34 protein-coding genes and 2 pseudogenes are annotated in these 24,363 nt (G+C 52.9%); 9 read left to right on the top strand and 27 right to left on the bottom strand.

Features of this window, described 5'->3' with window-relative positions; translation table 11 throughout:
• Positions 1 to 57: 57 nt before the first annotated feature.
• Positions 58 to 300: a DUF905 domain-containing protein gene (locus ACHHZ7_RS20215; RefSeq protein ID WP_395149176.1), complete on the bottom strand. Its 243-nt coding sequence runs from the start codon at positions 298 to 300 to the stop codon at positions 58 to 60.
• Between the two features lie 54 nt (positions 301 to 354).
• Entirely contained in the window at positions 355 to 921 is a 567-nt protein-coding gene (gene ssb, locus ACHHZ7_RS20210; protein WP_137349591.1) for a single-stranded DNA-binding protein, read from the bottom strand.
• A 336-nt stretch (positions 922 to 1,257) separates the two neighbouring features.
• Between ssb and ACHHZ7_RS20205 the strand changes: the two are divergent.
• Positions 1,258 to 1,399, top strand: a pseudogene (locus ACHHZ7_RS20205) (hypothetical protein); the annotation flags it as partial.
• Positions 1,400 to 1,790: 391 nt separating this feature from the next.
• On the opposite strand, the gene ACHHZ7_RS20200 reads toward ACHHZ7_RS20205, so the two are convergent.
• The 4 genes from ACHHZ7_RS20200 to ACHHZ7_RS20185 form a co-directional block, all read right to left on the bottom strand.
• Positions 1,791 to 2,354, bottom strand: coding sequence for a class I SAM-dependent methyltransferase (locus ACHHZ7_RS20200; RefSeq protein WP_024153760.1), 564 nt, complete (start codon positions 2,352 to 2,354; stop codon positions 1,791 to 1,793).
• Between the two features lie 46 nt (positions 2,355 to 2,400).
• Positions 2,401 to 3,747: a DUF3560 domain-containing protein gene (locus ACHHZ7_RS20195; RefSeq protein WP_395149205.1), complete on the bottom strand. Its 1,347-nt coding sequence runs from the start codon at positions 3,745 to 3,747 to the stop codon at positions 2,401 to 2,403.
• Positions 3,748 to 3,834: 87 nt separating this feature from the next.
• Positions 3,835 to 4,065, bottom strand: a complete 231-nt coding sequence (locus tag ACHHZ7_RS20190; protein WP_024153758.1) for a hypothetical protein — start codon at positions 4,063 to 4,065, stop codon at positions 3,835 to 3,837.
• Positions 4,066 to 4,156: 91 nt separating this feature from the next.
• Complete coding sequence (locus ACHHZ7_RS20185; RefSeq protein ID WP_024153757.1) at positions 4,157 to 4,384, bottom strand: hypothetical protein; 228 nt, start codon at positions 4,382 to 4,384, stop codon at positions 4,157 to 4,159.
• Between the two features lie 303 nt (positions 4,385 to 4,687).
• Here ACHHZ7_RS20185 and ACHHZ7_RS20180 point away from each other — a divergent pair, with 303 nt between their 5' ends.
• Positions 4,688 to 4,960 (top strand): hypothetical protein, encoded by a 273-nt coding sequence (locus ACHHZ7_RS20180; RefSeq protein WP_395149175.1) that lies wholly within the window; start codon positions 4,688 to 4,690, stop codon positions 4,958 to 4,960.
• 164 nt (positions 4,961 to 5,124) lie between these two features.
• Here ACHHZ7_RS20180 and ACHHZ7_RS20175 read toward each other — a convergent pair.
• The 15 genes and pseudogenes from ACHHZ7_RS20175 to ACHHZ7_RS20105 all read right to left on the bottom strand — a co-directional run bounded on the left by ACHHZ7_RS20175 (position 5,125) and on the right by ACHHZ7_RS20105 (position 14,039).
• Positions 5,125 to 5,416: pseudogene (locus tag ACHHZ7_RS20175) on the bottom strand (DNA polymerase III subunit theta).
• 171 nt (positions 5,417 to 5,587) lie between these two features.
• Complete coding sequence (locus ACHHZ7_RS20170) at positions 5,588 to 5,779, bottom strand: hypothetical protein (RefSeq protein ID WP_001022400.1); 192 nt, start codon at positions 5,777 to 5,779, stop codon at positions 5,588 to 5,590.
• Positions 5,780 to 5,793: 14 nt separating this feature from the next.
• Positions 5,794 to 6,204 (bottom strand): hypothetical protein, encoded by a 411-nt coding sequence (locus ACHHZ7_RS20165; RefSeq protein ID WP_109272587.1) that lies wholly within the window; start codon positions 6,202 to 6,204, stop codon positions 5,794 to 5,796.
• Positions 6,205 to 6,248: 44 nt separating this feature from the next.
• On the bottom strand, positions 6,249 to 6,671 hold the full coding sequence (locus ACHHZ7_RS20160) for a DUF1380 family protein (RefSeq protein ID WP_001658277.1): 423 nt from the start codon (positions 6,669 to 6,671) through the stop codon (positions 6,249 to 6,251).
• 67 nt (positions 6,672 to 6,738) lie between these two features.
• Positions 6,739 to 7,167: an antirestriction protein gene (locus tag ACHHZ7_RS20155; RefSeq protein WP_024153629.1), complete on the bottom strand. Its 429-nt coding sequence runs from the start codon at positions 7,165 to 7,167 to the stop codon at positions 6,739 to 6,741.
• 420 nt (positions 7,168 to 7,587) lie between these two features.
• Positions 7,588 to 8,355 carry a hypothetical protein gene (locus tag ACHHZ7_RS20150; protein ID WP_395149174.1) on the bottom strand — a complete coding sequence of 256 codons (768 nt, stop codon included), beginning with the start codon at positions 8,353 to 8,355 and terminating at the stop codon, positions 7,588 to 7,590.
• 67 nt (positions 8,356 to 8,422) lie between these two features.
• Positions 8,423 to 8,827, bottom strand: coding sequence for a DUF1380 family protein (locus ACHHZ7_RS20145; protein ID WP_000990109.1), 405 nt, complete (start codon positions 8,825 to 8,827; stop codon positions 8,423 to 8,425).
• A 56-nt stretch (positions 8,828 to 8,883) separates the two neighbouring features.
• Positions 8,884 to 9,303 carry a DUF1380 family protein gene (locus ACHHZ7_RS20140; RefSeq protein ID WP_000274512.1) on the bottom strand — a complete coding sequence of 140 codons (420 nt, stop codon included), beginning with the start codon at positions 9,301 to 9,303 and terminating at the stop codon, positions 8,884 to 8,886.
• 11 nt (positions 9,304 to 9,314) lie between these two features.
• A complete protein-coding gene (locus ACHHZ7_RS20135; protein WP_395149173.1) occupies positions 9,315 to 9,536 on the bottom strand; it encodes a hypothetical protein in 222 nt (73 codons plus the stop codon).
• Positions 9,536 to 10,216: a DNA methylase gene (locus ACHHZ7_RS20130; protein ID WP_001627847.1), complete on the bottom strand. Its 681-nt coding sequence runs from the start codon at positions 10,214 to 10,216 to the stop codon at positions 9,536 to 9,538. The genes ACHHZ7_RS20135 and ACHHZ7_RS20130 overlap by 1 nt, the downstream gene beginning before the upstream one ends.
• A 376-nt stretch (positions 10,217 to 10,592) precedes the next feature.
• Positions 10,593 to 10,940 (bottom strand): hypothetical protein, encoded by a 348-nt coding sequence (locus tag ACHHZ7_RS20125; RefSeq protein ID WP_395149172.1) that lies wholly within the window; start codon positions 10,938 to 10,940, stop codon positions 10,593 to 10,595.
• A 32-nt stretch (positions 10,941 to 10,972) separates the two neighbouring features.
• Complete coding sequence (locus ACHHZ7_RS20120) at positions 10,973 to 11,908, bottom strand: DUF1281 domain-containing protein (protein WP_395149171.1); 936 nt, start codon at positions 11,906 to 11,908, stop codon at positions 10,973 to 10,975.
• A 466-nt stretch (positions 11,909 to 12,374) separates the two neighbouring features.
• The gene (locus ACHHZ7_RS20115; protein ID WP_049271119.1) at positions 12,375 to 12,704 is read right to left on the bottom strand and encodes a hypothetical protein; all 330 of its coding nucleotides are present in this window, start codon (positions 12,702 to 12,704) and stop codon (positions 12,375 to 12,377) included.
• A gap of 1 nt (position 12,705) precedes the next feature.
• Entirely contained in the window at positions 12,706 to 13,080 is a 375-nt protein-coding gene (locus ACHHZ7_RS20110) for a plasmid partitioning/stability family protein (protein WP_049271121.1), read from the bottom strand.
• 5 nt (positions 13,081 to 13,085) lie between these two features.
• Positions 13,086 to 14,039 (bottom strand): plasmid segregation protein ParM, encoded by a 954-nt coding sequence (locus tag ACHHZ7_RS20105; protein WP_049271123.1) that lies wholly within the window; start codon positions 14,037 to 14,039, stop codon positions 13,086 to 13,088.
• A 292-nt stretch (positions 14,040 to 14,331) separates the two neighbouring features.
• Here ACHHZ7_RS20105 and umuD point away from each other — a divergent pair, with 292 nt between their 5' ends.
• The 3 genes from umuD to repE all read left to right on the top strand — a co-directional run bounded on the left by umuD (position 14,332) and on the right by repE (position 17,226).
• Positions 14,332 to 14,754 (top strand): translesion error-prone DNA polymerase V autoproteolytic subunit, encoded by a 423-nt coding sequence (gene umuD, locus ACHHZ7_RS20100; protein ID WP_049271126.1) that lies wholly within the window; start codon positions 14,332 to 14,334, stop codon positions 14,752 to 14,754.
• Positions 14,754 to 16,028 (top strand): Y-family DNA polymerase, encoded by a 1,275-nt coding sequence (locus tag ACHHZ7_RS20095; RefSeq protein WP_253076442.1) that lies wholly within the window; start codon positions 14,754 to 14,756, stop codon positions 16,026 to 16,028. Before umuD ends, ACHHZ7_RS20095 begins: the two co-directional genes overlap by 1 nt.
• Positions 16,029 to 16,473: 445 nt before the next feature.
• The gene (gene repE / locus ACHHZ7_RS20090; protein ID WP_049271132.1) at positions 16,474 to 17,226 is read left to right on the top strand and encodes a replication initiation protein RepE; all 753 of its coding nucleotides are present in this window, start codon (positions 16,474 to 16,476) and stop codon (positions 17,224 to 17,226) included.
• Positions 17,227 to 17,732: 506 nt separating this feature from the next.
• Here repE and ACHHZ7_RS20085 read toward each other — a convergent pair.
• The gene (locus tag ACHHZ7_RS20085) at positions 17,733 to 17,960 is read right to left on the bottom strand and encodes a hypothetical protein (RefSeq protein WP_049271135.1); all 228 of its coding nucleotides are present in this window, start codon (positions 17,958 to 17,960) and stop codon (positions 17,733 to 17,735) included.
• Positions 17,961 to 18,001: 41 nt separating this feature from the next.
• Positions 18,002 to 18,628: a ParA family protein gene (locus tag ACHHZ7_RS20080; protein ID WP_395149170.1), complete on the bottom strand. Its 627-nt coding sequence runs from the start codon at positions 18,626 to 18,628 to the stop codon at positions 18,002 to 18,004.
• 204 nt (positions 18,629 to 18,832) lie between these two features.
• On the opposite strand from ACHHZ7_RS20080, the gene ACHHZ7_RS20075 reads away from it, so the two are divergent.
• On the top strand, positions 18,833 to 20,119 hold the full coding sequence (locus ACHHZ7_RS20075) for a DUF1173 family protein (RefSeq protein ID WP_395149169.1): 1,287 nt from the start codon (positions 18,833 to 18,835) through the stop codon (positions 20,117 to 20,119).
• 414 nt (positions 20,120 to 20,533) lie between these two features.
• Here ACHHZ7_RS20075 and ACHHZ7_RS20070 read toward each other — a convergent pair whose 3' ends face one another.
• Positions 20,534 to 20,872 (bottom strand): hypothetical protein, encoded by a 339-nt coding sequence (locus ACHHZ7_RS20070; protein WP_023197027.1) that lies wholly within the window; start codon positions 20,870 to 20,872, stop codon positions 20,534 to 20,536.
• Positions 20,873 to 21,302: 430 nt separating this feature from the next.
• Between ACHHZ7_RS20070 and ACHHZ7_RS20065 the strand changes: the two genes are divergently transcribed.
• The 3 genes from ACHHZ7_RS20065 to ACHHZ7_RS20055 all read left to right on the top strand — a co-directional run bounded on the left by ACHHZ7_RS20065 (position 21,303) and on the right by ACHHZ7_RS20055 (position 23,274).
• A complete protein-coding gene (locus ACHHZ7_RS20065) occupies positions 21,303 to 21,935 on the top strand; it encodes a recombinase family protein (protein WP_395149168.1) in 633 nt (210 codons plus the stop codon).
• Positions 21,936 to 21,988: 53 nt separating this feature from the next.
• Positions 21,989 to 22,189 (top strand): hypothetical protein, encoded by a 201-nt coding sequence (locus ACHHZ7_RS20060; protein WP_395149167.1) that lies wholly within the window; start codon positions 21,989 to 21,991, stop codon positions 22,187 to 22,189.
• A gap of 146 nt (positions 22,190 to 22,335) precedes the next feature.
• A complete protein-coding gene (locus tag ACHHZ7_RS20055; RefSeq protein ID WP_201483760.1) occupies positions 22,336 to 23,274 on the top strand; it encodes an Rpn family recombination-promoting nuclease/putative transposase in 939 nt (312 codons plus the stop codon).
• Here ACHHZ7_RS20055 and ACHHZ7_RS20050 read toward each other — a convergent pair.
• The 3 genes from ACHHZ7_RS20050 to ACHHZ7_RS20040 all read right to left on the bottom strand — a co-directional run.
• Positions 23,271 to 23,882 (bottom strand): DUF2913 family protein, encoded by a 612-nt coding sequence (locus tag ACHHZ7_RS20050; protein ID WP_395149166.1) that lies wholly within the window; start codon positions 23,880 to 23,882, stop codon positions 23,271 to 23,273. The two genes, ACHHZ7_RS20055 and ACHHZ7_RS20050, sit on opposite strands and share 4 nt — an antisense overlap.
• Entirely contained in the window at positions 23,879 to 24,235 is a 357-nt protein-coding gene (locus ACHHZ7_RS20045) for a hypothetical protein (RefSeq protein ID WP_395149165.1), read from the bottom strand. The genes ACHHZ7_RS20050 and ACHHZ7_RS20045 overlap by 4 nt, the downstream gene beginning before the upstream one ends.
• Positions 24,236 to 24,292: 57 nt before the next feature.
• A partial coding sequence (locus ACHHZ7_RS20040; RefSeq protein WP_223349232.1) for a hypothetical protein occupies positions 24,293 to 24,363 on the bottom strand: 71 nt, incomplete at its 5' end.

Below are 24,363 nucleotides of genomic sequence, written 5' to 3'. Positions count from 1 at the left end.
TGATATTGATGATTGTCTGCCGGACAGGTCCTAATCCTGTCCGGCACCTCTTACTGCTTACTGCGTTTTACGGATGCCGTAGCGCTGGATATAACTGTTCATCCAGTACTCGCCGCCCGGTTCAAAATTCCAGACCCGCCAGACCATTTCGCCATCCTTGCGAACGACCAGGCGAAAGTGCGTCCCCTGATCGTCCTCGATGGCCACATTCTGATACTGTGCCGCCACCGCTTCGGCCTGTTCGCGGGTGAAAGACCCGTCAGGCAGGGATTTCAGTGGGGGCATGGTGTTGTCTGTCATGATGTGCTCCTGTGTAAGCCCCGTCAGACGGGGCTTTAGTGAAAATCAGCCGCGTCAAAAGGGAATGTCGTCATCCATCGGAGGCCACTCATTCTGCGGAGGCTGAGGTTGCGCTGGCGGTTGCTGCGGTGCTGCATTTTTTCCTTTGGCAGACTTCCCCGCCCCTTTGGGCGCTTTGCCCTCACCTTTTGCCGCCGGAGATGGGGTCTGTGGCTCCGGTTGTGGTTGTGGCTGACCGCTGAACTGCTGACCGCCCTGCTGCGGCTGGCTGTCACGGCGACCGAGCATCTGCATCGTTCCGCCCACGTTAACCACGACTTCGGTGGTGTATTTGTCCTGACCGGACTGATCGGTCCATTTGCGGGTGCGTAACTGGCCCTCGATGTAGACCTGAGCGCCTTTACGCAGATATTCACTGGCAATTTCAGCGAGCTTGCCAAAGACGACAACACGGTGCCATTCGGTGTTTTCGCGCATCTCTCCGGTCTGCTTATCGCGCCATGCTTCTGACGTGGCGAGGGTAAGATTTGCCACCGCGCCTCCGTTGGGCATATAACGCACTTCCGGATCCTGCCCGAGATGACCAACCAGAATGACTTTGTTTACGCCTCGTGCTGTCATGATGAATCTCCTTAATCTGTTGTTTTTCTTTTAAAAACCATCACCCGTTGAGTTTCGGGAGCCGCGGTGTTGACGTTTGCGGGAACCTGCTGTTTTGTTCCCTCTGGTACTGACCTTCACCCGTTTGAGAACCTTCGCCGCAGGGGCGTAAACTGGCACGGCCCGCTGCAGCTGTCCGGGGGGAGCGGTCAATTTTTTACGGTCTAATGAAGCCTGCGGAATGGCCGAAAAAAATTTATCGCGAAAGGTTTACCGTCCCTGGACAGCCAGGCGGGTTGTGGCTGTCTCAGCCCGGGCGAAAGGGACTTAAACGGGGGAACGGCACCAGATGCAACAGTGAGCAGGGACCCGCCGCAACGTCGGAGCGCGGCACGCGAAACGGCGTTGCGCCTTACAGCCCGGCGTCAGTTTGCCGGGATGCGAAAAGCGCAGGCCACGGCGCGCCAGGGGCGGCGTGACCGGAACGGTCGCAGCAAGCCTGCCGTTGACCTTCGCCATCAGACCCTAGCCGTATGGCACGAAACCCGCAGGGGTTCGGCGGAGACTGGCAGGTGCGCAGCAGCTGCCCTGGCGGAGTGGGGCTCGACGACTGGACAGCGCCAGCTGGTCAGGAGCCGAAGGGGGCCATTGTCCCACGCCAGCCAGAACAGACAGGGAACAGCAACAGGACAGACAGGAACAGAAAACAGCGCCATACAGAACGAAAGAGAAAGAATGTTCCCGACAGGCAGCCCGGTAATGGAAACAATAAAGAGACGCGGATGGAGGGAAGCGGCGCGAAGCGCGGCCCCCTTCAGCGCCGCAGGCGCGCGGCCTTTTCCGGCGAGGGCAGGCGGGGGCATGATCCCCCGCCCGGCTCACAGCGCCCGTCAGCTCTGAATTCTGAGCAGGACGGTTGAAACATCGGTATACGTGAATGTGCCACGCGGCAACGGCTCCCAGACATCAGCCAGGGGTTTCAGGATCTTCTGTTGCCGTGGCCCGTTGAGGCAGACCGCCGTCAGTATTCCGCCGGATTCGAGCAGCGTTAAGGCGTGCTGTATGTGGCGGATATCCTGCGCATGCTGAAACGGCGGATTCATCAGGATTTTGTTCCAGAAGTTTCCCGGCTGGTATTCCAGAAAATCCCCGCACCGGACGTTAACGCCCGGAAACACTGCCCGCAGATGCGCGGCTAACGCGGCGTTAAGCTCCACGGCGTCACACCGTGCCAGCGGGGCCACCTCCCGGATGGCCCGCAAAATGGCCCCCGTTCCGGCCTCCGGTTCCAGTATCCGGTCAGAATCGTTAAGCTCTGCCAGGTCAACCATCTGACGACAGACCGGATCGGGCGTAACGAAAAGCTGCGAGCTGGCCCGGATTTCTGCCACGGGAGTGCGCCCGTCCAGTCTGGCCTGCATCGCCTGAATGCGGTTTTTGAGTTCACTGTGCATATGAATGGCCCTTATCTCCCCGGCGCAACGCCGGGGAGTCTGTCGGTTATTTTTTCGGGATTTCCACGGTTTTCATGTCGGTGATGTACACGTTATCGAGCGTGTAACCGCTGGTCATGATGCGGCGGAAGCGGTACGCGCCATGCTCATCATTTTCAGCGACACCCCGGACCGACTTATAATCAGCCGGGGTTTTCGACCATTCGGCTTTTGTCATTTCGCGGAAACCCTCCCCCGGCCAGTTAACGATCGGCGGGCGTTTCGCGGCCTTTTTTGCGGCGCGGGCTTCTTCCGCAGACGGGGCTTTATAGTCCGTGATACGGTCGGGGGTCAGTGTCATCGTCCCGTTGCAGCGCATAAAGCTGTAATGCGGGGTGACCACCGAACTGACCGCACCGCCGCTTTTATTGATGCGGATGATGGTCAGCCATTCGCCCCGGCTCTGGACCTGCCCGCCCGGCTCAAAATCCTGAGTACGGGTGACCACACCGCCGCTTTCGTCCAGCATGGCGCGTTCATAGGCCAGGCGGTTCTGATAATGATTCAGCCAGCGCTGCTGATGGCGGATCGTGCGTTCATGATATGGGGCGGCAATGTCGCGGGCCTGTTCAAAAGTAATAATCTCATTCTCAAGCGCCGAATGCAGGGACATCTGGCCTTCGTACTGGCTTTTCTCCGGCGGGCGCGGGTATTTTTCCAGCGTGAAACAGGTGTAAATATGATCGTAATTGCTGATAAGCCGCGCCATGTTCAGATCCAGCGTCTGCGCCCGCCACATCGTCAGATATTTCTGCGCCTGTGCAATATTCCGCTCCGCCTTGCGCTTGTCCGCCTCGATCTTTCTGATACGGCGATAACGCACATCCGGGCGCTCCTTGTATTTCGCCAGACGCAGGGAGGCATGCGCCCGTTCCTCCCAGTATTCCGCACGTTCAAAGAGCATCACGGCGCGTTTCATGCCGTTTTCAATACGCTGCGCATCCCGTCGCGCGCGGCGCTCGCTGTGATGGCCTACCAGGATCGGCTGTCCGAACGGGACAGCAGACGCCAGCGCGTCCACCTGCGCCAGCGTCTGCTCTGACTCTCCGGCACGTTTTTCACTGTAGCCGCTGAAACGGTCGGCGCGTTGCTCCTGCCGGTCAAACAGGGTGTTGTCATCGTCCTCAATATCTCCGGCAAGGGACAGAAGCACGTCCTCACGGGCTGGCGTCCAGGCTGGCGCGACAAACAGTTTCTGTTTCGGCGCCCAGCGAAAACCCACGGCGTGGATCTTCTGATACGTTTCATCATCGAGGCGTAACGCGGCATAAAGGCGTAATTTGTTGTCGTCCGGGGAGTACGTCGCCCGGTACGCCTGCGCGGGGCTGTCTTCAGACGCTGGCGGCGGGGTCATGTCGGCAGTCAGTGCCAGTGCGGTGGATTGTGTCATGGTTTTTTCTCCTTCCGGTGGTTGCCGCCCCTCGCGGGGCGGCTCACCTCATCAGTTAAATGCGCGTTTCAGTTCAAGAGTGCGAAGTACCTGCCCGTAGGCGGTATTTGTCATCGCGGGAATATGCACCCCGCGCCCCTTGCGGATACGTCTGGCGATATGTCGCCCGAATGCCTTTAACGCGGGGTTAATCTCAGATGCGGGAAGGTCGGCGCGAATGATGCGCGTATGACGACGGGGCTTTACAGCCTCTGCGGAAGGTGAAACAATGGTTACAAGCATTTGATTAACTCCTTATGCTGGTTAATAAAGCTGTAAAAACCGTTCGAGCGATTTTTACAGCGTGGATAAAGCAGGGTTTACCCTGCTTTTTTCATGTCTGCGGGTTGCTGCCCGCCCCTTCTGCCTCCTTCTGTACTTTGTCGGTAATGTCTTCGGGGTCGCCTAAAAGCCAGCCGCTGACGGGTTTATAACGTTCGATAAATGCCCTGACAGCCCGCTTTCCGGTGGTGGCGCTGATACGGGTAAACATCGGTAAAACGCCCTGTGCATCGCGTCCGCTGAATGCAATCTGATAAACACGCATCGCCTGAGCCTGCATTTTTCTTCCTCCTGGTTTTTAAAGAACATCACCCGTTGAGTTTCGGGAGCCGCGGTGTTGACGTTTGCGGGAACCTGCTGCGATGTTCCCTCTGGTATTTAACTTCACCCGTTTGAGAACCTTCGCCGCGAGGGCATAGACGCCACGGCCTGACGCATCTGTCCAGGGCAGAACGCAAAAGTTTTTGCGGCTTCATGCAAAAAGTTTTGTGGGCTGTTCATTACACCCTGGACAGCGAATGCGACAGGTTGTGGCTCTATAAGCCCCGGCGAAAGGGGCTTAAACGGTGAAAAGGCACCAGAAGTGGATGAGAGCAGGGGCCCGCCGCAACGTCGGGGCGCGGCACGCGAAACGGCGTTGCGCCTTACAGCCCGGCGTCAGTTTGCCGGGATGCGAAAAGCGCAGGCCACGGCGCGCCAGGGGCGGCGTGACCGGAACGGTCGCAGCAAGCCTGCTTTTGACGTTGCGACAGCTGGGATGGAAACCCGCTGCCCCGAAGGGGCCGGGCAGAGACAGCGCAGCTGGCTCGGTGCGAAGCATGACAGCCCCGGTTCCCGTCAGGGAAGTCGCCCGTAGTCAGCGAAATCAGAAGGGGAATGGCAGAAGCAAAAGCAGAATGCGAAGGCACAGGCACAGGCACAGGCACAGGCACAGGCACAGGCACAGGCAGCGTATTATTACCGGCAGGAAAAAAACCACACACACTGGCCAGAAAAAACCATCACCCGGCATGAGAAAAATCAGGCCGGCGACAGGCAGAATGCATCAGGAATGGCGCTATTTTTTAACCTCATCCTCTTTTCTGGCATATTCCGGGGCATTTTTATCCGGGAGCTGCTCACTGAACTGGCGGTAATAGTGCAATCTCCCCCAAAAATACGCTCTGAGATGTTCAGGTACATCTCTGGCCACCAGTTCAGCGACCACCGGCATTGCCAGTCTTTCTTTATACGCCACACCTGAAGCGACCAGGTCAATGGCCACCTTATCCTGGTCTTCTTTTGATTTTGCCGCGAGATTAAATCCGGACATGACATCCTCCGTTGAAATGGAAACCCGCTGTAAGTGTACGCCATCAGAGACTGAGAGGGGAAAGGACGGGGAGCGGCGCGAAGCGCGGCCCGGGTCCTCCCCCCGCAGGCGTGAGCCTGCAAGGGTTTTACGCGCGGACTGACAGGCGGCCTCCCCCGCCTGCCATCATGCTTACCTGCCTTTTCCGCCCTGTAAAATGAAGTGACCGCCGATGTACACGGCACACTGGCACGTCATGTACTCGCAGATTTCATCCACCACCTGTGCGGTTGTCAGTTCCCGCTGACCGGCATCACGGCGGCGGGCATTAATCAGTGCTTTGTACTGGCGAAGGATTTCGCGGGTTTCCGGTTTAATATTCACGGGATTATTCCTTCTCAGGCGTCGATCGCAGTCTGTAACTGGCGCATGGCGTCCAGTTCTTCAGCCAGGAATGCATCAGCATCCCCGCCCCCGTCTTCTGCCACGGCGTGCAGCCGCTGCATTTCACTGCCTGCCAGTAACATTATTTTTTGCAGCGCGCTGGCCGGAACGCTGACATCACGTAGCGCGCGGCGCTCGTCCATCAGTTCTTCAGTGATGCGACGGATCATGCTCACATCGGCCCCCTGATCATACGTCACATCCAGCCGCTGCATGACGCACGTAATATCCTCATCGGACAAACACCATTCACTGGTTAACAGGCGGATATCCTCACGGGTAATACAGAGAACCAGCAATGCTTCATCAGATGACAGGTTATATTTCAGGAGATCGGTCATGATTTCTTTCACGGGTGCGTACATGGTTTTATCCTTTTTAAAAGGGGGCGGCATAGCCGCCCCGTCTGTTATTCAGCCGGACGCGGCGTAAATGGCACTGCCAGCAGGGTTTTGAGCGTATCCAGCGCGGCCAATTCTCCGGCGACCGTGTCCGGCGTCTGATAACGCGGGATGTTCATTCCGGCTTCCATCAGGGGTAAAAGGACACGCAGTGCATCTTCGGGTACAGCAATCTGGCGAGATGTCCGCGCAGCAGCAATTTTGCTGAGTTCATCGGCAACAAATTCCAGTCCTAACCCGTACCGCCACACGCCGGCACTGCCCGCTTTACCGATGACGCGGAGCACGTAAGACACATCGTCGTCGGTAGGGCTGTACTCAGCGCCCGCTTCCCGCACGTCCTCCGGCGTCCAGGTAATGACGGCGATTTTTTTGTTGCTTTCATGCTGTTTCAGCAAGGCAATACAGATTTCACTGACGGTTCCGTACATGGCATGTTTCTCTTTAAATTGATGAATGGCGGTTACAGCGGGGCGGCATCGCCGCCCCGTCGGTTAATCAGTCGAGCGCGGCGTAAATGGCGTTGCATTCAGGGTGAAACGTAATGTGATTCCAGAGCTGGGTATCACGCAGCATATACAGGTGTGTGAGCGCGGCGTTGCCGCAGTCGTGATGCGTCCAGCAACGGCGATTAATGGCGAGGGACGTCAGAATAATTCCGGCGGCGTCGGCGCTGACGGTACGATCAAACCAGTTTTCACCGTTGATCATGTGTACCCGACCGCAGTCGGGCATCATGTACCCGCCGCCCTCCGGCAGACGGATGAAATGCCAGAACCCGCCGTCATATTCGGGCATCCATTTTTTGGCCAGCGCATACACCTGTAATTCAGCCAGCATAAAATCGGTGCCGAACATATACGGCAGGAAAGACAGGCGGTCTGATTCTTCGACGCTGAGGGTGTGCTGACGTGCTGCATATTGCATGGTAAACCTCCGTAATCACATATTCCGCGACACCGGGCGGTGCCGTGCATCCAGACCAGTCGGGCGATCGGTCGGAGATACAAGGGCGCAAGGGAAGCCGCAGCCTGACGCGCACGGCAGACGGGAGCTGGAGGGTGAGACCGTGAAACCTGAGCGGGCGAACGACCGGAAGATCGCGGCTGACGTGAAGGAAGGACCGGGTGACCGCAGCGGCGCCAGCGAACCCTTGTATCGACGACAGCCCGACTACGATGGATGCACGGCACAGCCCGCACACGACACCGGACTGACAGAGTGGAAAACCACCAGGCCCCGTCACGCCGGGACGGGGCCGCCATAAAAGGGGAGCCGGCGACATCCTTTTCAGCATCTGCGTCACCGGCGGTTAAAAAGAAGGGGTTTCCCCCTTCCCTCCCTGACTTAATCCCCGATCGGGTCAGTGTTGCGGACCTCGTTCAGCACATCCCGCAGCACGCGGCGGTCAAACCAGCGTCGGACCGGTTCCCCCGGGAAACGCAGAAGATCGGTCATCACCCCGGCTGCTTCGATTTCTTCCCGGGACTCATTCACCAGGGTGAGCAGGACCGGACAAAACCGCGCATCCCTGACCAGTACCCCGTCCAGCACCTGATCCAGCAGTGCCCCGTCCTCACTGTCCAGCCAGTTTTCGTGGTCATATTCGTCCGCAACCAGTCGCCAGTCTCCGAAACGTTTTTCCATCAGTCGCGGCCTGGCAAACGGCACCATAGCCGCTGCAAGGCGGTGCGCATCCTGGCGAACGATTTCGCATACCCGGTCAGTGAAATCTTTCAGGAAAGCCAGCAGGTCGTCGCATTCGGTTTTTGTCAGCCATTCCCGGGCATACGGCAGACTGATACACGTACAGTCAGGCAGGGCTTCGGGCCGGGGATAAGACTGTGCCGGGTACAGATGCAGCCGGGCGGGTGTCCCTGCCAGCCGTTGCGCACTGGCCGTCAGCAGGTGTGCCCGTCCCCCCATCTCGGTCTGGCAAAGACGGGTTGTCAGCGTCAGGATCTCGTCTGCACTGAGCACACCGCAGACGGACAGCCAGCCGGGAACCTCGTCCGGAGCAACCTGTGTCACACCCACGGTTTCAGGCCAGCCGGAACGGTGCAGCAGATTTTCACCGTGGCGCACGATGAGGGCGTTAAGCGTATCGTTCTTCATGGTTATTCTCTCTGTGTGTTGTACGGGAAGTGTCGCCCCGTCAGAACGGGCGGGGCGGTCAGTCACATCAGGCGGCCAGGAGTTGCCTGAGCCACGTAATATCGGCCTGGGCATCAGCCACGGACGGGTAATGCTGGCAAACAAGCGGCCAGGCCCGGGCGTCTTCTGTGTCCAGCGCCAGCCCCGCGACGTCCGTCAGACGGGCCAGCAGGTCGGCGGGAACAATGACGGTCGGGATTTCGGCCCGTAATCCGGCATACATCTCCTGGACTGTGCGGTATGAAATGCCCTCTTCGGTATGTCCGGCAACACTGCCGATTTCCTGCAAAATCGCCCCGGCCTCGCTTTCCGTCATGTTTTCCACCTGGGCCATCACGTCCTGCTTCGTCCAGACCAGCAGGGCAAAGTGTTCATCGTTGTCAAACATGCGTTTCAGCTTTTTATTCAGTTCCTTACGGGTGCCATACATCATGATTTTATGTTCCTCTGAGTCGGTTCAGGCCACGCCGCCGGGGCGGCGTGGGGATGTCAGTTTTTCAGTAACGCGCGGACTTTCGCCGCATCAGCCAGTCGGCGGGCAACGCTTTCCGGCACCGGATGGTTGTCATCCCGGGCGGTCCATTCCCGACGCCACAACGCCTGTTCGGCGGTCGTCAGCAGGGTTTCAAGCAGGTCAGCCGGCACCATCACCGCCCGGGTGGCTTCTTTCACCTGTCCAATCAGATCCATCACCGCACTGGCTGATACGCCCGACTCAAGCCGTTGTTCTTCCGGGATGGCATCCAGACGCGCCAGTACCGCCTTTATGTCCTGGTCAGAAACGGCACATTCCATTCCGTCGGCCAGCGCTTCGATATCCGCCGGGGACCAGATAATCAGGTTCAGCGGGGTTTCTGCGGGATACTGCTCACTCAACAACCGGCAGAGGGTTTCACAGGTTCCGTACATGTTTTTTCTCCTTAGTCCTTAAAGCAGGCATCCAGCTCAAGAATTTCGTTGTACGCCGCCATAAACAGGGCATTGACGCGGAAAAGCGTCTGGCGGGCCAGACGTTCAGTCAGCACATCGGAGTCAAAGCGATAGCGGTGCTCCATGTCGTTCAGCGCGTCCCGCAGGTCACTCATGCTGTTGGCCAGTTCCGCCACGTCTGCGCGGAGTTTTTCGTGTCCGGCATAGTTCATTACGCGGCCTCCGGATAAAAGACGTCGTTGGCGGCCGGGCGCTGCATGGCGCGCTGCACGGCTGTCAGGCGCTCAATCCCGGCTTTGTGGTACTGCTCCATCAGTTCAATGCCGATATAACGGCGCCCTGCCTGGACTGCGGCGACACAGGTGGAGCCTGAACCGGCAAACGGATCGAGAACAATGGCGTTCGGGTGTGTGAAGCTCTCGATCAACGGTTGCAGGCTGGTAACAGGCTTTTCGGTCGGGTGGTGGCGGTTGCCTGAATATTTCCACGCAATCACGTCATTCAACGGGTTTTGCGGCAGGGGCGGACGGCCTTTCGCCAGGATGTAGGCGCATTCATGGCGGTAGCCCACATAAGCGGCTTTCGATGTGTAGGTTTTCGGGAAAACCAGATGCCCGACCACGCTGAACCCGGCACTTTTCCATGCGGCCATAAAGCGGTCGATGCGGTTCCAGCCGTAGAAGCTCACCATCAGTGCGTCTTTTTTGAGGACGCGGTACATCTCATTGCAGGCGGGTTGCAGCCATTCGTCGGTTTTGTCACCGGCAATACTACGGCCGGAACGGTCACGGAACCCGACCAGATACGGGGGATCGGTAAGAATGAAATCAACGGCGCGCTCCGGAAAGCCGGACATAATATCGACGCAGTTACCCAGGATAAAACGGGACATAGGGACACCTCGTGGTTACAGGGGGCACCCAGGAGAACGTCGGTACGACGTCCGTTCCCTGCTGCCCGGAGCCTGTACGCCGCGACCGGTAACGGGTCAAGCTGACCGTGGAATAACGAGCCGACAGTCCCCATCGTCGGCGAGCTTATGCCGCGAAAGCGGCTTGAAGGGCGCTCCTTAAAGTGCGAGTGGATGGCGTAAAATAACAGCGACGCCGGACAGGAGCGGAAACGCCGCCCGTCCCGTGTCCGTCCGGGCGCGGCACACTGGCTCCGGGCAGTGGATATCCCCGCGCCACGCGCGGCATGGATGAGGAGCAGCGCGACATCATTATTCCGCCCTGAAGTACCGGGCAGTCGCCCTGCCCGGCATCACGTCAGCGGGTAATATCCCGCCAGTCATTTCCCCACTCGTCGCGCAGTACCGGCGCATCCGGCGCGCCGGTCACTGTCCACGCATCGAGGAACTTCAGGCCGCGCAGGATACTGTTCTCCACATCGTCGAGCAGAACGATGCTGTTAAACCAGACCACACCGCCGGGATACTCCCACCGATGCCGGTCATCCTCGCGCTTCAGCGCTGGCCACCAGGTGCGCCCCATTTCCAGAACGCCCGCTTCGGCCTGCGCCAGGTCAGTCGCGGAAACCAGGTAATACACCATCATTTCAGTGCCATCGACGTCGACACTCAGGCCAGCAAGCCAGGTATTCAGAAATGTTTCCATATCAGTCCGGGCGGTTTCCCGCCCGCCTCCGGTCAGCCGCCAAAGTGCGCCACGTTGTTGATAATCCATTCCGGGCCGGTCACATCCGGGAAGCTGTCCTCATCGTCCGGGTCAGCCTCGCCCCACTCCAGCTCGTCAGTGATGTACACGTCCGTTTCACCGTTTACGTACCGGGCATAGCCGCAGTAATCACAGCCCTGCTCCGCAAACCAGTGCTCCACCTCACCGCCATACTGCTTACTGAGTACAGCCACAACGTCCTCACCGACCGGACTCCAGGGGGTGTCAAAATCCACCGTCAGTGTGTTCTCTCCGGCAAAACAGATATTTGCCTCATAACCAACCGGCCACTTGCAACCGTACTGCTTCAGATAGTGGTCATATGACGACGGGATACCCGTCAGCAGGCCACCGTTGAAGGCGTTCACCTCAATATCCAGACGCGTCGGCAGCACGTCGCGGAAATCCATCGGTTCGGCAGCAGGTATGATGCTATCCCCGTCGCACAGACTGTCCCACCACGCCTCCACCGTCGCAGGCCGGAAACTGTCCCCCCAGTCGAAAGATTTTTGCTGGTACAGCTGACGGATGACCTGCTGTTCCGGCTCACTGAGGGTCGCCCAGCGGGCATGGCAGATGTGGCTGTTCTGCCAGCACTGGTGCAGTTTCTGGCAGGTTTCCACATCCAGCACAGTTCCGGCCATAAACATCGCCAGCCAGTCGCTGTACGCCTGCACTGACGGCCGGTTGTCTGCGGCCATCCCGTGAGCAACCAGTTGTGGGTATGGCGGGTAGCATTGCTCAGTCAGGGGACGCAGTATTCCGGCACAGCCCGCCAGAAACAGCTGTATCCCCTCTTTTCTGGCACGACGATGCAGGGACGGCTGGCCTCCGGCAATCCACGTTTTGAGGGCGTCATTGTTTTGAATACCGCTGAACATCAGCCTGTTACAACACCAGTTCGGCATGGGAAGCTCCTTATGCAGTCAGCATGGGCAGGAGGCATCACCGCGATACCGTTCCCTGCCGCACGCTGCCTGTTCGTCGCGTCCGGTAACGGGTCAACGCCGACCGTGGAATAACGAGCCGACAGTCCCCATCGTCGGCGAGCTTATGCCGCGAAAGCGGCTTGAAGGGCGCCCTTAAACTGGCGAGGGCATGGCGTAAAATCACAACGACGCCGGGCCTGAGCGATAAAGACGCCCGTCCCGTGTCCGGCCGGACGCGGCACACTGGCAGCGTGCGGCAGACTTATTCCGGTCTGAAGCACATCAGAGAGAGGAAGGAAGGCAGGTGTGATGAAACGAGCGCTGTCCACAGTTCAGGGAGGAAAAGTCTGTGGATAAGCTGGACACAGCACGCTGTATTACAGGTACAGTGCCCATATGTGAGAATTGTGTTTTTTTTGACCAAAACGAGAGTGAGGAATACTGACTATTCTGTCAGCCCAAGCTTTTTCATGTATTTAATGACAGACTCAGGCCGCCGCTGGTATTCACTGGCAAACTTCCCGACATCGAAACTATCAGAACCCGCCAGTTCAATAAGGCGCTGTATTTCAGCTTCTTCCCAGGGACTACCATGTCTTGGATAGGCCTGCTTATAACCAGCACCGGGCGAAGATATCTTTATGAGCCTGGACTGAATTTCAGACAACGTCTGCTGCTCAATATCCCCAATAAGACCAAGTTCCTGTATCTCTCGGGCAGCCTTCAGGAACTGGCGGATAAGCTTTCCATGTTCTCTGGCATCAAGCACCGGCATTTTAGAATAACCCTTTTGCATTACTGCGGGTTTCATCATCAGCACTGGGGGTTTGAGAGGAGGAATTAGTATCAGCGCGTTCAGCTGGTACGTTTTCCTTTATCTTGCCCTGTAAAAGTGCTTCAACTTCACGTGGGTAAACTGCTTTAAGCAACTGCATCAGATCGTCAAACGATGTATTCCTGTTCAGTAACTCACTGAACAGGAATGGCAGACGCTCATCCTGCTTTCCAAAAGCAAACCCTGTAAGCAGCGCGGCGCGCCATAAACGTCCCCTTTCCCCCTGGGGAGTTTCATCTGTTTTCTGGCAGACAAAACGGTCCGCTTCGTTGGTTTCAGGATTCAGGTAAAACGTGATTTTGCGTCGCGTATCCATTGTTTTTATCCAATAAGGTACATGCCGTTAACGAGATCAAACTGAGATGAACGGGTTTTATAGAAGCGTTCTTCCCTGACACCACAGTGTTTCTTCACATGATCGGCGATCAATTCAGCACCTCCGCCGATAACCATCACATGAGAGTATCCCTCAAAGCGGCTAATGGCTTCAATAACCCTGTTAACAAGGCGGTGGTGAGCGTTCTCTATCGCTTCACGAACCAGTTCAATTCGTGATGTGTCATTGATACGCGATGAGAGATAAGAAGTGTCATTACGATGAATAATAATATCGTCAGCCAGGTAGCTACTCCCTTTGGTTCTGGCCACGGACAGTGCCTCTTTAACCGCACCAGTGATCAACGATACCCCGAGAGATGAATCACCATAAATACGCGAAATCCCGCGCATTTTTCCCATAACCTGAGAAATATCAAGCGTGGTTCCCCCCAAATCAACAATCAGGAGTGAATCCAGTTCGTTGAGATTTTTTACCACCTCAAAACCTGCAGGGATGGACTCGGGCATAACCTCAACATGCTTAATGGTGAAAGTCTTACCACCATTTAGTTCGACCGGCCGCAACAGATTCGCTTTTTTACGTTCGATGTTGGTCTTATTGGGCTGGTTATTTTTATCGTAATACTCAGATAAAGGCAGGCTCACTACCACATCGACTTCACAAGGTTCGATCCCGCTGTTAAGCAACGCATGGTGAACAGCAACAACATTCACATCGCTGTATTGCCAGGCGACGTTCGTGGTAACCACAGCATCAGGGCTGATAGGATCAAAAGAGTATTGCTCACCATTCAACATATAGTTAAACGCCTGTTGTCCACCAAACGCAACGGCCCATTCACGCTTAAAGCTGTTAGGGCTGATTGACTGCCTGACCTCGTCATCCTTCCACTGGAGTTTGATATTAGTTGATCCGTCATCGATATAAATTTTCATTGTATGTCACCTGGGTAGTAGAACTACGTTTCAGAGAACTAAAAGAGAATTATTTGAGAACTATTCTAGAATTATACATAAACAACAGCTCCATTCAATAAAAATACGAGCACTTAATGAGATAAATTGGAGAACAATTAAGAAAAATAAAGAGATATTGTGTATGACTTTGAGTAAAAAATTTTTATCGCGAATACAACATGATGGGGCATACAGGTACACAGAACACTTGCGGAAATGAAAAAAACATAAATAATACTGTATAAATAAACAGGCACTGAAGAGGTATGCCGTGTTAATTTTTCTTGTTCCCGACCCTGAGCCGACGAGATCTACCGCACCACTATTCACCGAACGCTGTCCGGCGGGTTTTCCGTCGCCGGCTGCGGACTACACCGAAGACGAACTGGACCTGAACACTTACTGTATCCGGCGTCCGGCCTCGACCTTCTTTGTCCGTGCTATCGGGGATTCAATGAAAGAGCTGGGCCTGCATTCCGGGGACCTTATGATTGTCGACAAATCTGAAAAGCCACTGCAGGGTGACATTGTCATCGCGGAAACTGATGGCGAATTTACGGTTAAACGCCTGCAGTTGACGCCCCGTGTTGCTCTGTTGCCGATGAACCCGGCTTATCCAACCCTTTACCCGGAAGAACTGCAGATATTCGGCGTAGTGACGGCTTTCATACACAAAACCCGGGGAACAGAGTGATGTTTGCACTCGCTGATGTGAACTCCTTTTATGCCAGCTGTGAGAAAGTTTTCCGTCCTGACCTGCGAAATAAACCCGTTGTAGTTCTCTCAAATAACGATGGCTGCGTAATTGCGAGAAGCCCTGAAGCGAAGCGGCTGGGCATAAAAATGGGGGTACCGTGGTTTCAGCTGAAGTCGGTGAAATTTCCGGAACCGGTCATAGCGTTCTCCAGTAATTACGCTCTCTATGCCTCGATGTCGAACAGAGTCATGGTTCATCTGGAAGCACTGGCGCCACGCGTTGAGCAGTACTCCATTGACGAGATGTTTTTGGATATTCGCGGTATAGACAGCTGCATCGATTTCGAGGATTTCGGCCGGCAGCTGCGTGAGCACGTTCGTTCCGGCACGGGGCTGACCATCGGCGTCGGAATGGGGTCCACGAAAACGCTGGCAAAGTCCGCACAATGGGCTTCCAAGGAGTGGTCACAATTTGGCGGCGTACTGGCGTTAACGCCGGGCAATCCCCGCCGTACAGAGAAACTGCTGTCGCTGCAGCCGGTGGAGGAAATCTGGGGCGTTGGGCGCAGGATTTCAAAGAAACTGAGTGAAATGGGGATCACCACGGCACTGCAGCTGGCCCGCGCGAATCCGACTTTTATCCGGAAAAACTTCAATGTGGTTCTGGAGAGAACAGTCCGGGAACTGAACGGAGAGCCCTGCATCTCGCTGGAAGAAGCCCCTCCGCCAAAACAGCAGATAGTCTGCAGCCGGAGCTTTGGTGAACGTGTCACGACTTATGAAGCTATGAGGCAGTCAATCTGCCAGCATGCAGAGCGGGCGGCTGAGAAACTGCGCGGAGAGAGACAGTTCTGTCGCCACATCGCTGTGTTTGTGAAAACATCCCCCTTTGCCGTTAACGAACCGTATTACGGGAATCTGGCCAGTGAGAAGCTGAATACTCCCACGCAGGATACCCGCGATATTATTGCCGCAGCCATCAGGGCACTGGACCGGATTTGGGTGGATGGCCATCGTTATGCAAAGTCAGGCTGTATGCTCAACGATTTCTCACCAACAGGGGTTTCACAGCTGAATTTGTTTGATGAAGTGCAGCCGCGTGTACAGAGCGAGCAGCTTATGAAAGTCATGGACGGCATAAACCATTCAGGACTCGGGAAAGTATGGTTTGCAGGGCGTGGGATTGCGCCTGAGTGGCAAATGAAGCGTGACATGCTTTCCCCCGCGTATACTACTCGCTGGAAAGAAATACCAGTTGCGAGGATTGGATAAACAGATTTTAGAAAGAAGGCAGTGCTCGCCGCAGCCGAGCGACCGGGCATAGCCCGCGAGTGAGCGAGGAAGCACCAGGGAAAGATACCAGTATGTTCTGCTTACGCCCAATATCTAACAAATGGCCCTCTTCTTTGAACACATATCCACTTATCCACTGTCTTATTTTTATAAGATCTTTTTAGATCTCTTTTTAGATTTACCTTTTTAGACACCCTCTGAGCCCTTATATAGCGTGGGTTTCAGAGGATCCGTTGTGACAATTTGCCCTTTCATTGTGACAAATCACCCTCAAATACCCTATTGAACTGTGACTATCTGCCCTTAACCCTGTGACAAATTGCCCTCTGTGAATCATTTGAATCACAAACTTATCCCTACCTGTTGACTCTTTTTGATTAAATGTGACAATCTTAAAATCTGTCACATTTTCAATGGAACGGTCATGACGGAAGTTGCGGTAATAAACCATAAAAAGCGCAAAAATAGCCCTCGTATAGTTCAGTCGAATGAGCTAACCGAAGCAGCTTATAGCCTCTCTCGTGATCAGAAGCGGATGCTGTATTTATTTGTCGATCAGATCCGTAAATCAGATGGCTCGCTGCAGGAGCATGACGGTATCTGTGAAATTCAGGTAGCTCATTATGCTGCAACATTTGGCTTAACTTCTGCTGAAGCCAGCAAAGATATACGTCAGGCGCTTAAAGGCTTTGCTGGTAAAGAAGTCATATTTTACCGACCTGAAGAGGATGCTAACGGTGAAAAAGGGTTAGAGTCCTTCCCCTGGTTCATTAAACGTGCGCACAGCCCTTCCCGCGGCCTGTACAGCGTTCATATAAACCCTTATTTGATCCCATTTTTTATTGGCTTACAGAACAGATTTACTCAATTCAGACTGAGCGAAACAAAGGAGATTACTAATCCCTATGCTATGCGCCTTTATGAATCACTCTGTCAGTACAGAAAACCCGATGGCTCAGGCTGTGTGTCGCTTAAAGTAGACTGGATAATGGAACGGTATCAGTTACCACAAAGTTATCAACGAATGCCTGATTTTCGACGCCGTTTCCTTCAGGCAAGTGTTGATGAAATCAATAGCAGAACGCCGATGCGGCTGAGTTATATAGAGAAAAAGAAAGGGCGACAGACAACTCATATTGTATTTTCTTTCAGTGACATAGTAGCTAACTCCCTTTAAATCATGAGGGCAGATAGTCACACTTTAGAGGGTTGAATGTCACACTTTCTCAGTGCAAATTGTCTCAGATAAGGGAAGGAATCAGGGCAATTTGTCACATTTGGATAGATTTCAGACTTCTGGAGCTAGTGAAATCAAGCCAGAATTCCTAAGTTTTCCTCAAGGCAGATTGTCACTCTTAACTTAGGGCAATTTGTCACATTTAATTCAGGGCATTTTGTCACAGAAGCAATGTTAAACTCCAAAAGCGTGTTCTTTCTGGCTACCCTGAAGATGAGTGCAATTTGTCACACTTTGCTTCCTGCGAAGCCTAAAATGCACCATTGGAATCAAATTAGAGGCATGTCTTATTAGCTAAAGAAAAGAAGGAGCAGAGTTTTGCTGATAGCGCCAGTTATCGGTCCTAGCGCTATCCATCAGCCAGTAAGATCTACAACAATGGATACCTAGCAGCAGGAGTTAATCTGTGAATTCGATTATCATTCTTTAATGAAATCATGTTTTCATTATTTCATTTTATTGCGATACATCTCATACCCTGCCATTATCATTTCAGTCATCGATATCCCTTGCTCTGCTGCATAAGCTTTCATTTCTTTGTGCTTAGACACAGGTACTTTTATCTGGATGGGTTTCACAGATGATTCAGGTACTGCACTTCTTCCTGTTACATCAAGAGTTGGCTCATCATCTTTTGGTGGATCGATTTTGATACTATTTTTGGGGCCTTTCATTGAAAACCTCACACATAAAATGAAATAATGAAATCATGTTATCATGAATTAATTATATCATGAACTTCTTCAATCATTTGCTTAGCTATCTCGTTTAGAGATTTGAATGACGTTTCATGCAATGCGCGACCTGCATCCAGGGCTTCACCATAGCTTGTCTTGAAAGGTATAACCGTATTCAACACTTTATAACCCCACGCTTTGATTGTTTCCTGTGCTTTTTCGCCCTGAGCAGGAGACGGAGATTTAGCAACAGCGAATACGATTTTGCTCTTATCAATCCCTTTTTTTATCAATTCGCGGGCCAGTTCAAGTGAAGGTTCCAGATCATCGATTGTCGTTCCTGTCGAGATAATTACCAGGTCTGATTCGTCTGCTACGTCGAGTGATGTTGTCTCTGCAGCTGGGCGGCCGTCAATAATTAGTAGATGGCAGCTGTCCTTCATTTTGACTGCTGTATCAACCCGGCGGTAAAGGGCGCAGTCAATTTGACTCAGCCCATTCTTTTCTCTTCGCTCAGTCCATTTGAATGACGTCTGCTGTTTTACATCCATATCAGCCAGATGAGTCTTCCATCCAGCCTCAGTAAAACCGACTGCCAGTGTTCTTGACTCGGTACTTTTAGAACCACCACCCTTTTGGCCAATTACTGAGATAACTTTACCCATGATATCATCCTTTCATTAAATCATGATTTCATTATGTGTGTTGTACTGAGAACACTATGACACAGGTTGGCATGATATAACAATATGAAATCATGATTTAATGATTTCAGTAAAACATGAAGTGGTTAACTATGTGAAATTGCTCACGATAACTAGTCATTAAATAATGATTTAATGATTTAATGATTAGAAGGCGAGGTGAGCATGAATATTTTCACGGTCAAACTGTACTTTGATAGCAAGTCGTCCCCACGGTTCTTTAGTCCCGATAAACAAGATTCGACTTCAGAACATAGTGATTTTCAACTGGCACTGAAGAAATCACGCGACTGTAACTCGTATGGTGCCTGTTTATGTACAGGCAGAGAACTACCGCTGGCTGTAAAGTTGAAAAATGAGAAACACCATCTGGCGCGTTTCCCGCTAACCGGCAGTAAACATAAAGAGGGGTGTCGTTTCTATAGCCGCCTCTCACCAGAAGGTGCGCAAGGAACTTACAATAATGCTGCGATCAGTGAAAGACCGGGCGGCATTATCAATGTGAAGCTGGATTATGCTCTGCAGACAAAATCAGTATCTAACGATATTCCTGCAACCCCCCTGACTGGTGATGCCTCTCGTAAAAGTAGAAGAGGTACAGTGTCTCTGTGCGGCCTGCTGCACTTACTCTGGGAAAATGCTTCATATAACAAGTGGGTTCCTAAGATGGATGGCAAGAGGTCGTTAACATTGCTTGGCTTTCATCTTAGGGAGCAAGCACGTGGAATTGAAATCGGTAGAACACTGTTGTCAGATGTATTGCTCACCCCTGCAGCGACAAATTCGAGAGACAGTGAACGGAACAGTAGTGCGGTAGAGTTTGCTGAGCTGAATAAATGCCGAATGGTGGTTGTGGCCGAACTGGCAAAATACGCTGAGAAATATCTTACAGGGATCAACCGTTTACCAGTGAAAGGTTTTGCCGGCATGCCTTTTCTTGATATTGATGTATCCAGATGGAATTCTGCTATTGAGAGGTTTCCACATGAGTTTAGCAGCTGGAAAAATGGATATAAGATTTTCATTATTGCACTGACAGATGTTCCCAGCGATAAATCAGCACAAGTACGCCAGCTTGCCTTGATGATGACGAGTGATCGCTATATACCACTAGATTCACAATATGAAGGGATGATGGAACAAAAGTTGTACGAATTACAACGTTCCTTTTTCAAACCACTAAGATATGACTCTTCCGAGATGGAATTTCATCCCGACTTTTGTCTTCTCGATGTCCAATCTCAAAATCATATGCCATTTCCGATCGAAGTGTGGGGGATGAAAACCGATGCCTATACCACTCATCGTCGCGAGAAAGAAAGGTGGTACAACAGTGAATACGGTGAGAAAGGATGGTGGTCCTGGGACGCGACCATAAACGATAAGATAGTTATTGATTCATCTTTTCCATTAAAGAAAATCTCTGGCTACACTGATTTAATGAAAGAATGAAAGAATGAAAGAATGAAAGAATGAAAGAATGAAATCATGATATAATGATGTTTTAATATCTTAAATTTAAGCCCCGCGCCCCTGGATGTTCAGGTAATTCAGTCCAGTTCTGCTGGTTGCGGGGGATCTGGCCTGGTATAATCGGTTAAAGATCATACAGAGGACTTGCTATGTCGTTACGTAACTCATTTCTAATGCTGCTGCTGGCAGCTTGGCTCGTTTGGATGATAATTCTCATGTTTCGGGATCAGAAATGTGAAAAACCGTACAGTGAAGATTCACTCCCAGCCCTGATTTGTCCCGCCCCCTCAGATAGTCTGTCACTTCGATGATAAAGGTCGCGTCAGTGGCCTTTTTTACGCCCCTCGTTTAATTCACCGCGCCGTTAGACATTCAGGTAAATCTGTCCAGAATTTAATGTCCTCGAATTGCCAGCATAATACCCGCGACGATACAAAAAACTATGACCCATAAAATAGCTGGCATTGGGTTGCCATTTTTTGCTTCAGATGCGAGATACGCATTGAACTCTTTTTTGCTTTGTCTTCGACCATAATTGGTTGAATGACTATGCTGACCTAATGGAGTGGTCCCAGACTCAACATATTGCTTCGCGGCTGCCAGTGTAGGAACAGGGCCAAAGTCATGAGAACCATTGGCATCAACAATAAGCCACCCTGAGCCTTTTTTTACAATGAAACGCCCGTCATCTACTGCGTAGTGTCCGGCCTGAATTTTTGTTACTTTAGCCAAGCTCTTACTCCAGGTAGCCTAAAACCAATCAGGTTATTCACTTTCTCTATTATGCCCGCACCGTTTTGGACATACAGGAATTTCTGTCCAGCATTATGTTTGCCACCTTGCTCCACTCGTCGCGGCCCTTCAACAACGCACAAAAAATGCTTTCCAACCTGGACATTTCGGCACTATCGGAATAAGTGTCCAGAACATATTTCTGGTGATCGTATTTAATTTTGTTGACCCACCGCGCAAACCGTGAGTCTGTTCAGATCTTGAATCTGAGCAGGCGAATGGTTGGACAAGCCCGGCGGGCGCGTCAGCCTGTCACATTGGGGTATGCTCTATATATACCATCCGAAAAAATACCGGCGAATGTTATTGTGACCACATAAGTGATACCATCATAAGCAAGACCACTTAAAAGTTACCAGAAGGACAAAATATGTTCGTTTTTGGTTACCTCCGGGCATCCACTTCAGAGCAGGATGCCAGCCGGGCAAAAAATGCACTGAAGGCATTTGCAAACCAACATGGCCACCGTATTGCTGGCTGGTATATCGATAATGTCTCCGGTACGACAATGAACCGTCCGGAACTGATCAGGCTTCTTGGTGATGCGGAACCAGGTGATGTTATTCTCATTGAACAGGTCGACAGGCTTACCCGTCTGGATGATGCAGGCTGGGAGACACTCAGAAAGCAAATCACCGACAAGCAGCTGGCCATCGTCAGTCTTGATCTACCGACCAGCCATCTGGCGCTCTCCAGCACAGTAAGTGATGACTTTACCCGAAGCATGCTGAAGGCCGTAAATGGCATGATGCTGGATATGCTCGCCGCTATTGCCCGAAAAGACTACGAAGACCGTCGACGGCGCCAGGCTGAAGGTATAAGCAAGGCAAAAGCGGAGGGCAGATATCGGGGCAGGGTAGCCAATGCACAGAAACATGAACTGATACGCACGCTGCGTCTGGCCCACGGAAAATCACTGCGTGAAACAGCCCGGCTAGCTGGCGTATCAAAGATGACAGTAATCAGGGTCTGTAACGGCAATCATAAACAGGATACTGATTGACGATACTTATTCACGTTAGGTTCAGAACAAACAATTAAACTTATGGAGCGAATATGGCTGAAAGAATATCTCAAAGAGAACAGGAGTTGTTGGAGGAATTCCTTTGTACTGTTCTGGATGATTTCAGTAAAGGCAGTATAACCCGCCATCAGGCCGTCAGCGCTATCGCGACATTGTATACAGCTGCCGCAGAAGGACGGAGAGAAGAGGCTTTAGAATATCTGAGAGAGGGAAGAAAGTTGCTCAGGCAGTAATTGATGATGAGTAAAGATGGTTCAGGAAGGGGACCGAACCACCCCGGAACGGCCCCCTGAAGGAATGGCAATTCCGTTCACCGCCAATATTAGCTTTTTCCGGTCTGTGATAACATCTTAGTGTCATTTTTCAGAGCCCTGGACCGATGAAGAAGAAACCCGGTACACCCACACCCCATGACGCGACATTTCGCCAGTTCCTGGCGAACCCCGATGTGGCCCGTGACTTCATGACATTACATCTGCCGGCAGAATTACAGGCACTGTGCGATTTGAATACGCTGAAGCTGGAGTCCGGTACCTTCGTTGAGGATGACTTACGTCAGTACGCCAGCGACATTCTCTGGAGCATGAAAACCACCACCGGCGATGACGGATACATCCATCTGCTTCTGGAGCACCAGAGTTCAGCGGATAAAAACATGGCCTTTCGCCAGCTCCGCTATGCTGTCGCCGCTATGCAGCGTCATCTTGAAGCGGGCCATAAAAAACTGCCGCTGGTCATCCCGGTACTGTTCTACCACGGCAGCCGGAGTCCATACCCGTACTCTACCAACTGGCTCGACTGCTTCAGCAATCCGGAGCAGGCCGGAAAGGTCTACACCAGAGGCTTCCCGCTGGTTGATGTCACCGTCATCGATGATGATGAGATAATGCACCACCGCCGGATGGCCGCCCTGACCCTGCTGATGAAGCATATCCGCCAGCGGGACATGATGGAACTGCTGGACAGACTGCCACGGGTGATGGTGGAATGGATTTCCCCCGAACAGGTGCGTGTTCTGATAAACTATATGGTAAATGCAGGCGAAGCGCCTGCTCCTGAATTTATGCGGGCGCTGGCACAGCGTCTGCCGCAACACGAGGATGAACTGATGACCATCGCACAACAGCTTGAACAGATTGGCATCGAGAAGGGCCTGCAGCAGGGAATCCAGTTAGGCAGGCAGGAGGGCCGTAATGAAGGCAAGCTGGAAGGCAAGCTGGAAGTTGCCCGCACCATGCTGCAGAACGGCATTGACCGCAATACCGTCATGAAAATGACCGGTCTGACCGAAGACGACCTGGCGCAGATCCGCCACTAATCACCCTTTCCTGGCACTCCCTGTCTGGCCATCAGCGAATACTGGTGGGGCAGGGAGGCACCAGACTCAGGCTCTGCCTGCCAGCCACAGCGATTAAACAGCTTCATCACCCCCGCTACGTTCCCAGTCAGACGCGCTGTCAGCGGATTTATCTGTCGGCCGCTGTCGTCAAAAGCAACATCGAGGTTGGCCCGTGAGAGATAAATGGCGTTCACGCCCGCACTGAGCGCCACGGCATTCCGGCCGGACCATTCCCGATCGCTCAGCAGACGGTAGTTCCAGTGCATATCTTTGGCTGTTTCCAGCGCATAGGTCAGCCGGAACAGATCGTTCTGTTCAGTCAACTCGCCGGTGCAGGAGCGCCAGAGGTAATTCAGCTTGCTGGCCAGCTTTGCGGTGACGCCCAGCTGGCGTCCCTGTTTCAGAAGCCATTCGATATCGGGGGCAACATCACGCGAAAAACGCCGTTGCTTCAGCGCGGTCGCCAGCCATCGGGTGAGAAAGAGATTTTCCTGAGCCGCTGACAGCACATCGCCGTTCTGTCTGGCCAGCGCAAGCGCCACCAGGGCGCACCATGCCAGATGGCCTGATTTTTCTGTCAGCGTCACTGCTTCTCCCTTGAGTCAAAAAACTGATGTAATTCATCAAGCATAATCAGCGCACGTCGACCAGTTTTACGGGGAAACATTCGCCGCATCTCACGCGTCAGCTGCTTCTTCTCCCATCCGTAAGGGAAAATAATGCTGTAGTCCCTCCTCTCAGGAAGGAGATCTGGGCCCGCGACGATGCGCGCCACCTCCTTATTCAGGCGTGCGCCTCGCCAGCCATAAGCCGCCAGTCGCTTACGGATACGTGCAATGGGAAAACGTTTATCGGAGTGACGGGGGAAGAGTAACGTCCCGTCCTCATTTCTTTTGACGCCAAACATATCCAGAGACTGTTCGATCACTACTGTTTGCATGGGCTTTGTTGAATAAATCAGATTTCGGGTAAGTCTCCCCCGTAGCGGGTTGTGTTTTCAGGCAATACGCACGCTTTCAGGCATACCTGCTTTCGTCATTTTGTTCAGCGCTCGTACCAGGGCCATAG

The sequence above is a fragment of the Citrobacter freundii complex sp. 2024EL-00216 genome (assembly GCF_043945515.1).
GTDB classification, from domain to species: Bacteria; Pseudomonadota; Gammaproteobacteria; order Enterobacterales; family Enterobacteriaceae; genus Citrobacter; species Citrobacter portucalensis.
The sequence above is the reverse complement of the archived record's forward strand: the minus strand, read 5'-3'. Positions and strand labels throughout refer to the sequence as shown.

Coding starts and splice junctions, on each gene's coding strand:
- ACHHZ7_RS20215 (WP_395149176.1), bottom strand. CDS start 300: ATGACAGACAACACCATGCCCCCACTGAAATCCCTGCCTGACGGGTCT.
- ssb (WP_137349591.1), bottom strand. CDS start 921: ATGACAGCACGAGGCGTAAACAAAGTCATTCTGGTTGGTCATCTCGGG.
- ACHHZ7_RS20200 (WP_024153760.1), bottom strand. CDS start 2,354: ATGCACAGTGAACTCAAAAACCGCATTCAGGCGATGCAGGCCAGACTG.
- ACHHZ7_RS20195 (WP_395149205.1), bottom strand. CDS start 3,747: ATGACCCCGCCGCCAGCGTCTGAAGACAGCCCCGCGCAGGCGTACCGG.
- ACHHZ7_RS20190 (WP_024153758.1), bottom strand. CDS start 4,065: ATGCTTGTAACCATTGTTTCACCTTCCGCAGAGGCTGTAAAGCCCCGT.
- ACHHZ7_RS20185 (WP_024153757.1), bottom strand. CDS start 4,384: ATGCAGGCTCAGGCGATGCGTGTTTATCAGATTGCATTCAGCGGACGC.
- ACHHZ7_RS20165 (WP_109272587.1), bottom strand. CDS start 6,204: ATGTACGCACCCGTGAAAGAAATCATGACCGATCTCCTGAAATATAAC.
- ACHHZ7_RS20160 (WP_001658277.1), bottom strand. CDS start 6,671: ATGTACGGAACCGTCAGTGAAATCTGTATTGCCTTGCTGAAACAGCAT.
- ACHHZ7_RS20155 (WP_024153629.1), bottom strand. CDS start 7,167: ATGCAATATGCAGCACGTCAGCACACCCTCAGCGTCGAAGAATCAGAC.
- ACHHZ7_RS20150 (WP_395149174.1), bottom strand. CDS start 8,355: ATGAAGAACGATACGCTTAACGCCCTCATCGTGCGCCACGGTGAAAAT.
- ACHHZ7_RS20145 (WP_000990109.1), bottom strand. CDS start 8,827: ATGATGTATGGCACCCGTAAGGAACTGAATAAAAAGCTGAAACGCATG.
- ACHHZ7_RS20140 (WP_000274512.1), bottom strand. CDS start 9,303: ATGTACGGAACCTGTGAAACCCTCTGCCGGTTGTTGAGTGAGCAGTAT.
- ACHHZ7_RS20135 (WP_395149173.1), bottom strand. CDS start 9,536: ATGAACTATGCCGGACACGAAAAACTCCGCGCAGACGTGGCGGAACTG.
- ACHHZ7_RS20130 (WP_001627847.1), bottom strand. CDS start 10,216: ATGTCCCGTTTTATCCTGGGTAACTGCGTCGATATTATGTCCGGCTTT.
- ACHHZ7_RS20125 (WP_395149172.1), bottom strand. CDS start 10,940: ATGGAAACATTTCTGAATACCTGGCTTGCTGGCCTGAGTGTCGACGTC.
- ACHHZ7_RS20120 (WP_395149171.1), bottom strand. CDS start 11,908: ATGCCGAACTGGTGTTGTAACAGGCTGATGTTCAGCGGTATTCAAAAC.
- ACHHZ7_RS20115 (WP_049271119.1), bottom strand. CDS start 12,704: ATGCCGGTGCTTGATGCCAGAGAACATGGAAAGCTTATCCGCCAGTTC.
- ACHHZ7_RS20110 (WP_049271121.1), bottom strand. CDS start 13,080: ATGGATACGCGACGCAAAATCACGTTTTACCTGAATCCTGAAACCAAC.
- ACHHZ7_RS20105 (WP_049271123.1), bottom strand. CDS start 14,039: ATGAAAATTTATATCGATGACGGATCAACTAATATCAAACTCCAGTGG.
- ACHHZ7_RS20095 (WP_253076442.1), top strand. CDS start 14,754: ATGTTTGCACTCGCTGATGTGAACTCCTTTTATGCCAGCTGTGAGAAA.
- repE (WP_049271132.1), top strand. CDS start 16,474: ATGACGGAAGTTGCGGTAATAAACCATAAAAAGCGCAAAAATAGCCCT.
- ACHHZ7_RS20085 (WP_049271135.1), bottom strand. CDS start 17,960: ATGAAAGGCCCCAAAAATAGTATCAAAATCGATCCACCAAAAGATGAT.
- ACHHZ7_RS20080 (WP_395149170.1), bottom strand. CDS start 18,628: ATGGGTAAAGTTATCTCAGTAATTGGCCAAAAGGGTGGTGGTTCTAAA.
- ACHHZ7_RS20075 (WP_395149169.1), top strand. CDS start 18,833: ATGAATATTTTCACGGTCAAACTGTACTTTGATAGCAAGTCGTCCCCA.
- ACHHZ7_RS20065 (WP_395149168.1), top strand. CDS start 21,303: ATGTTCGTTTTTGGTTACCTCCGGGCATCCACTTCAGAGCAGGATGCC.
- ACHHZ7_RS20060 (WP_395149167.1), top strand. CDS start 21,989: ATGGCTGAAAGAATATCTCAAAGAGAACAGGAGTTGTTGGAGGAATTC.
- ACHHZ7_RS20055 (WP_201483760.1), top strand. CDS start 22,336: ATGAAGAAGAAACCCGGTACACCCACACCCCATGACGCGACATTTCGC.
- ACHHZ7_RS20045 (WP_395149165.1), bottom strand. CDS start 24,235: ATGCAAACAGTAGTGATCGAACAGTCTCTGGATATGTTTGGCGTCAAA.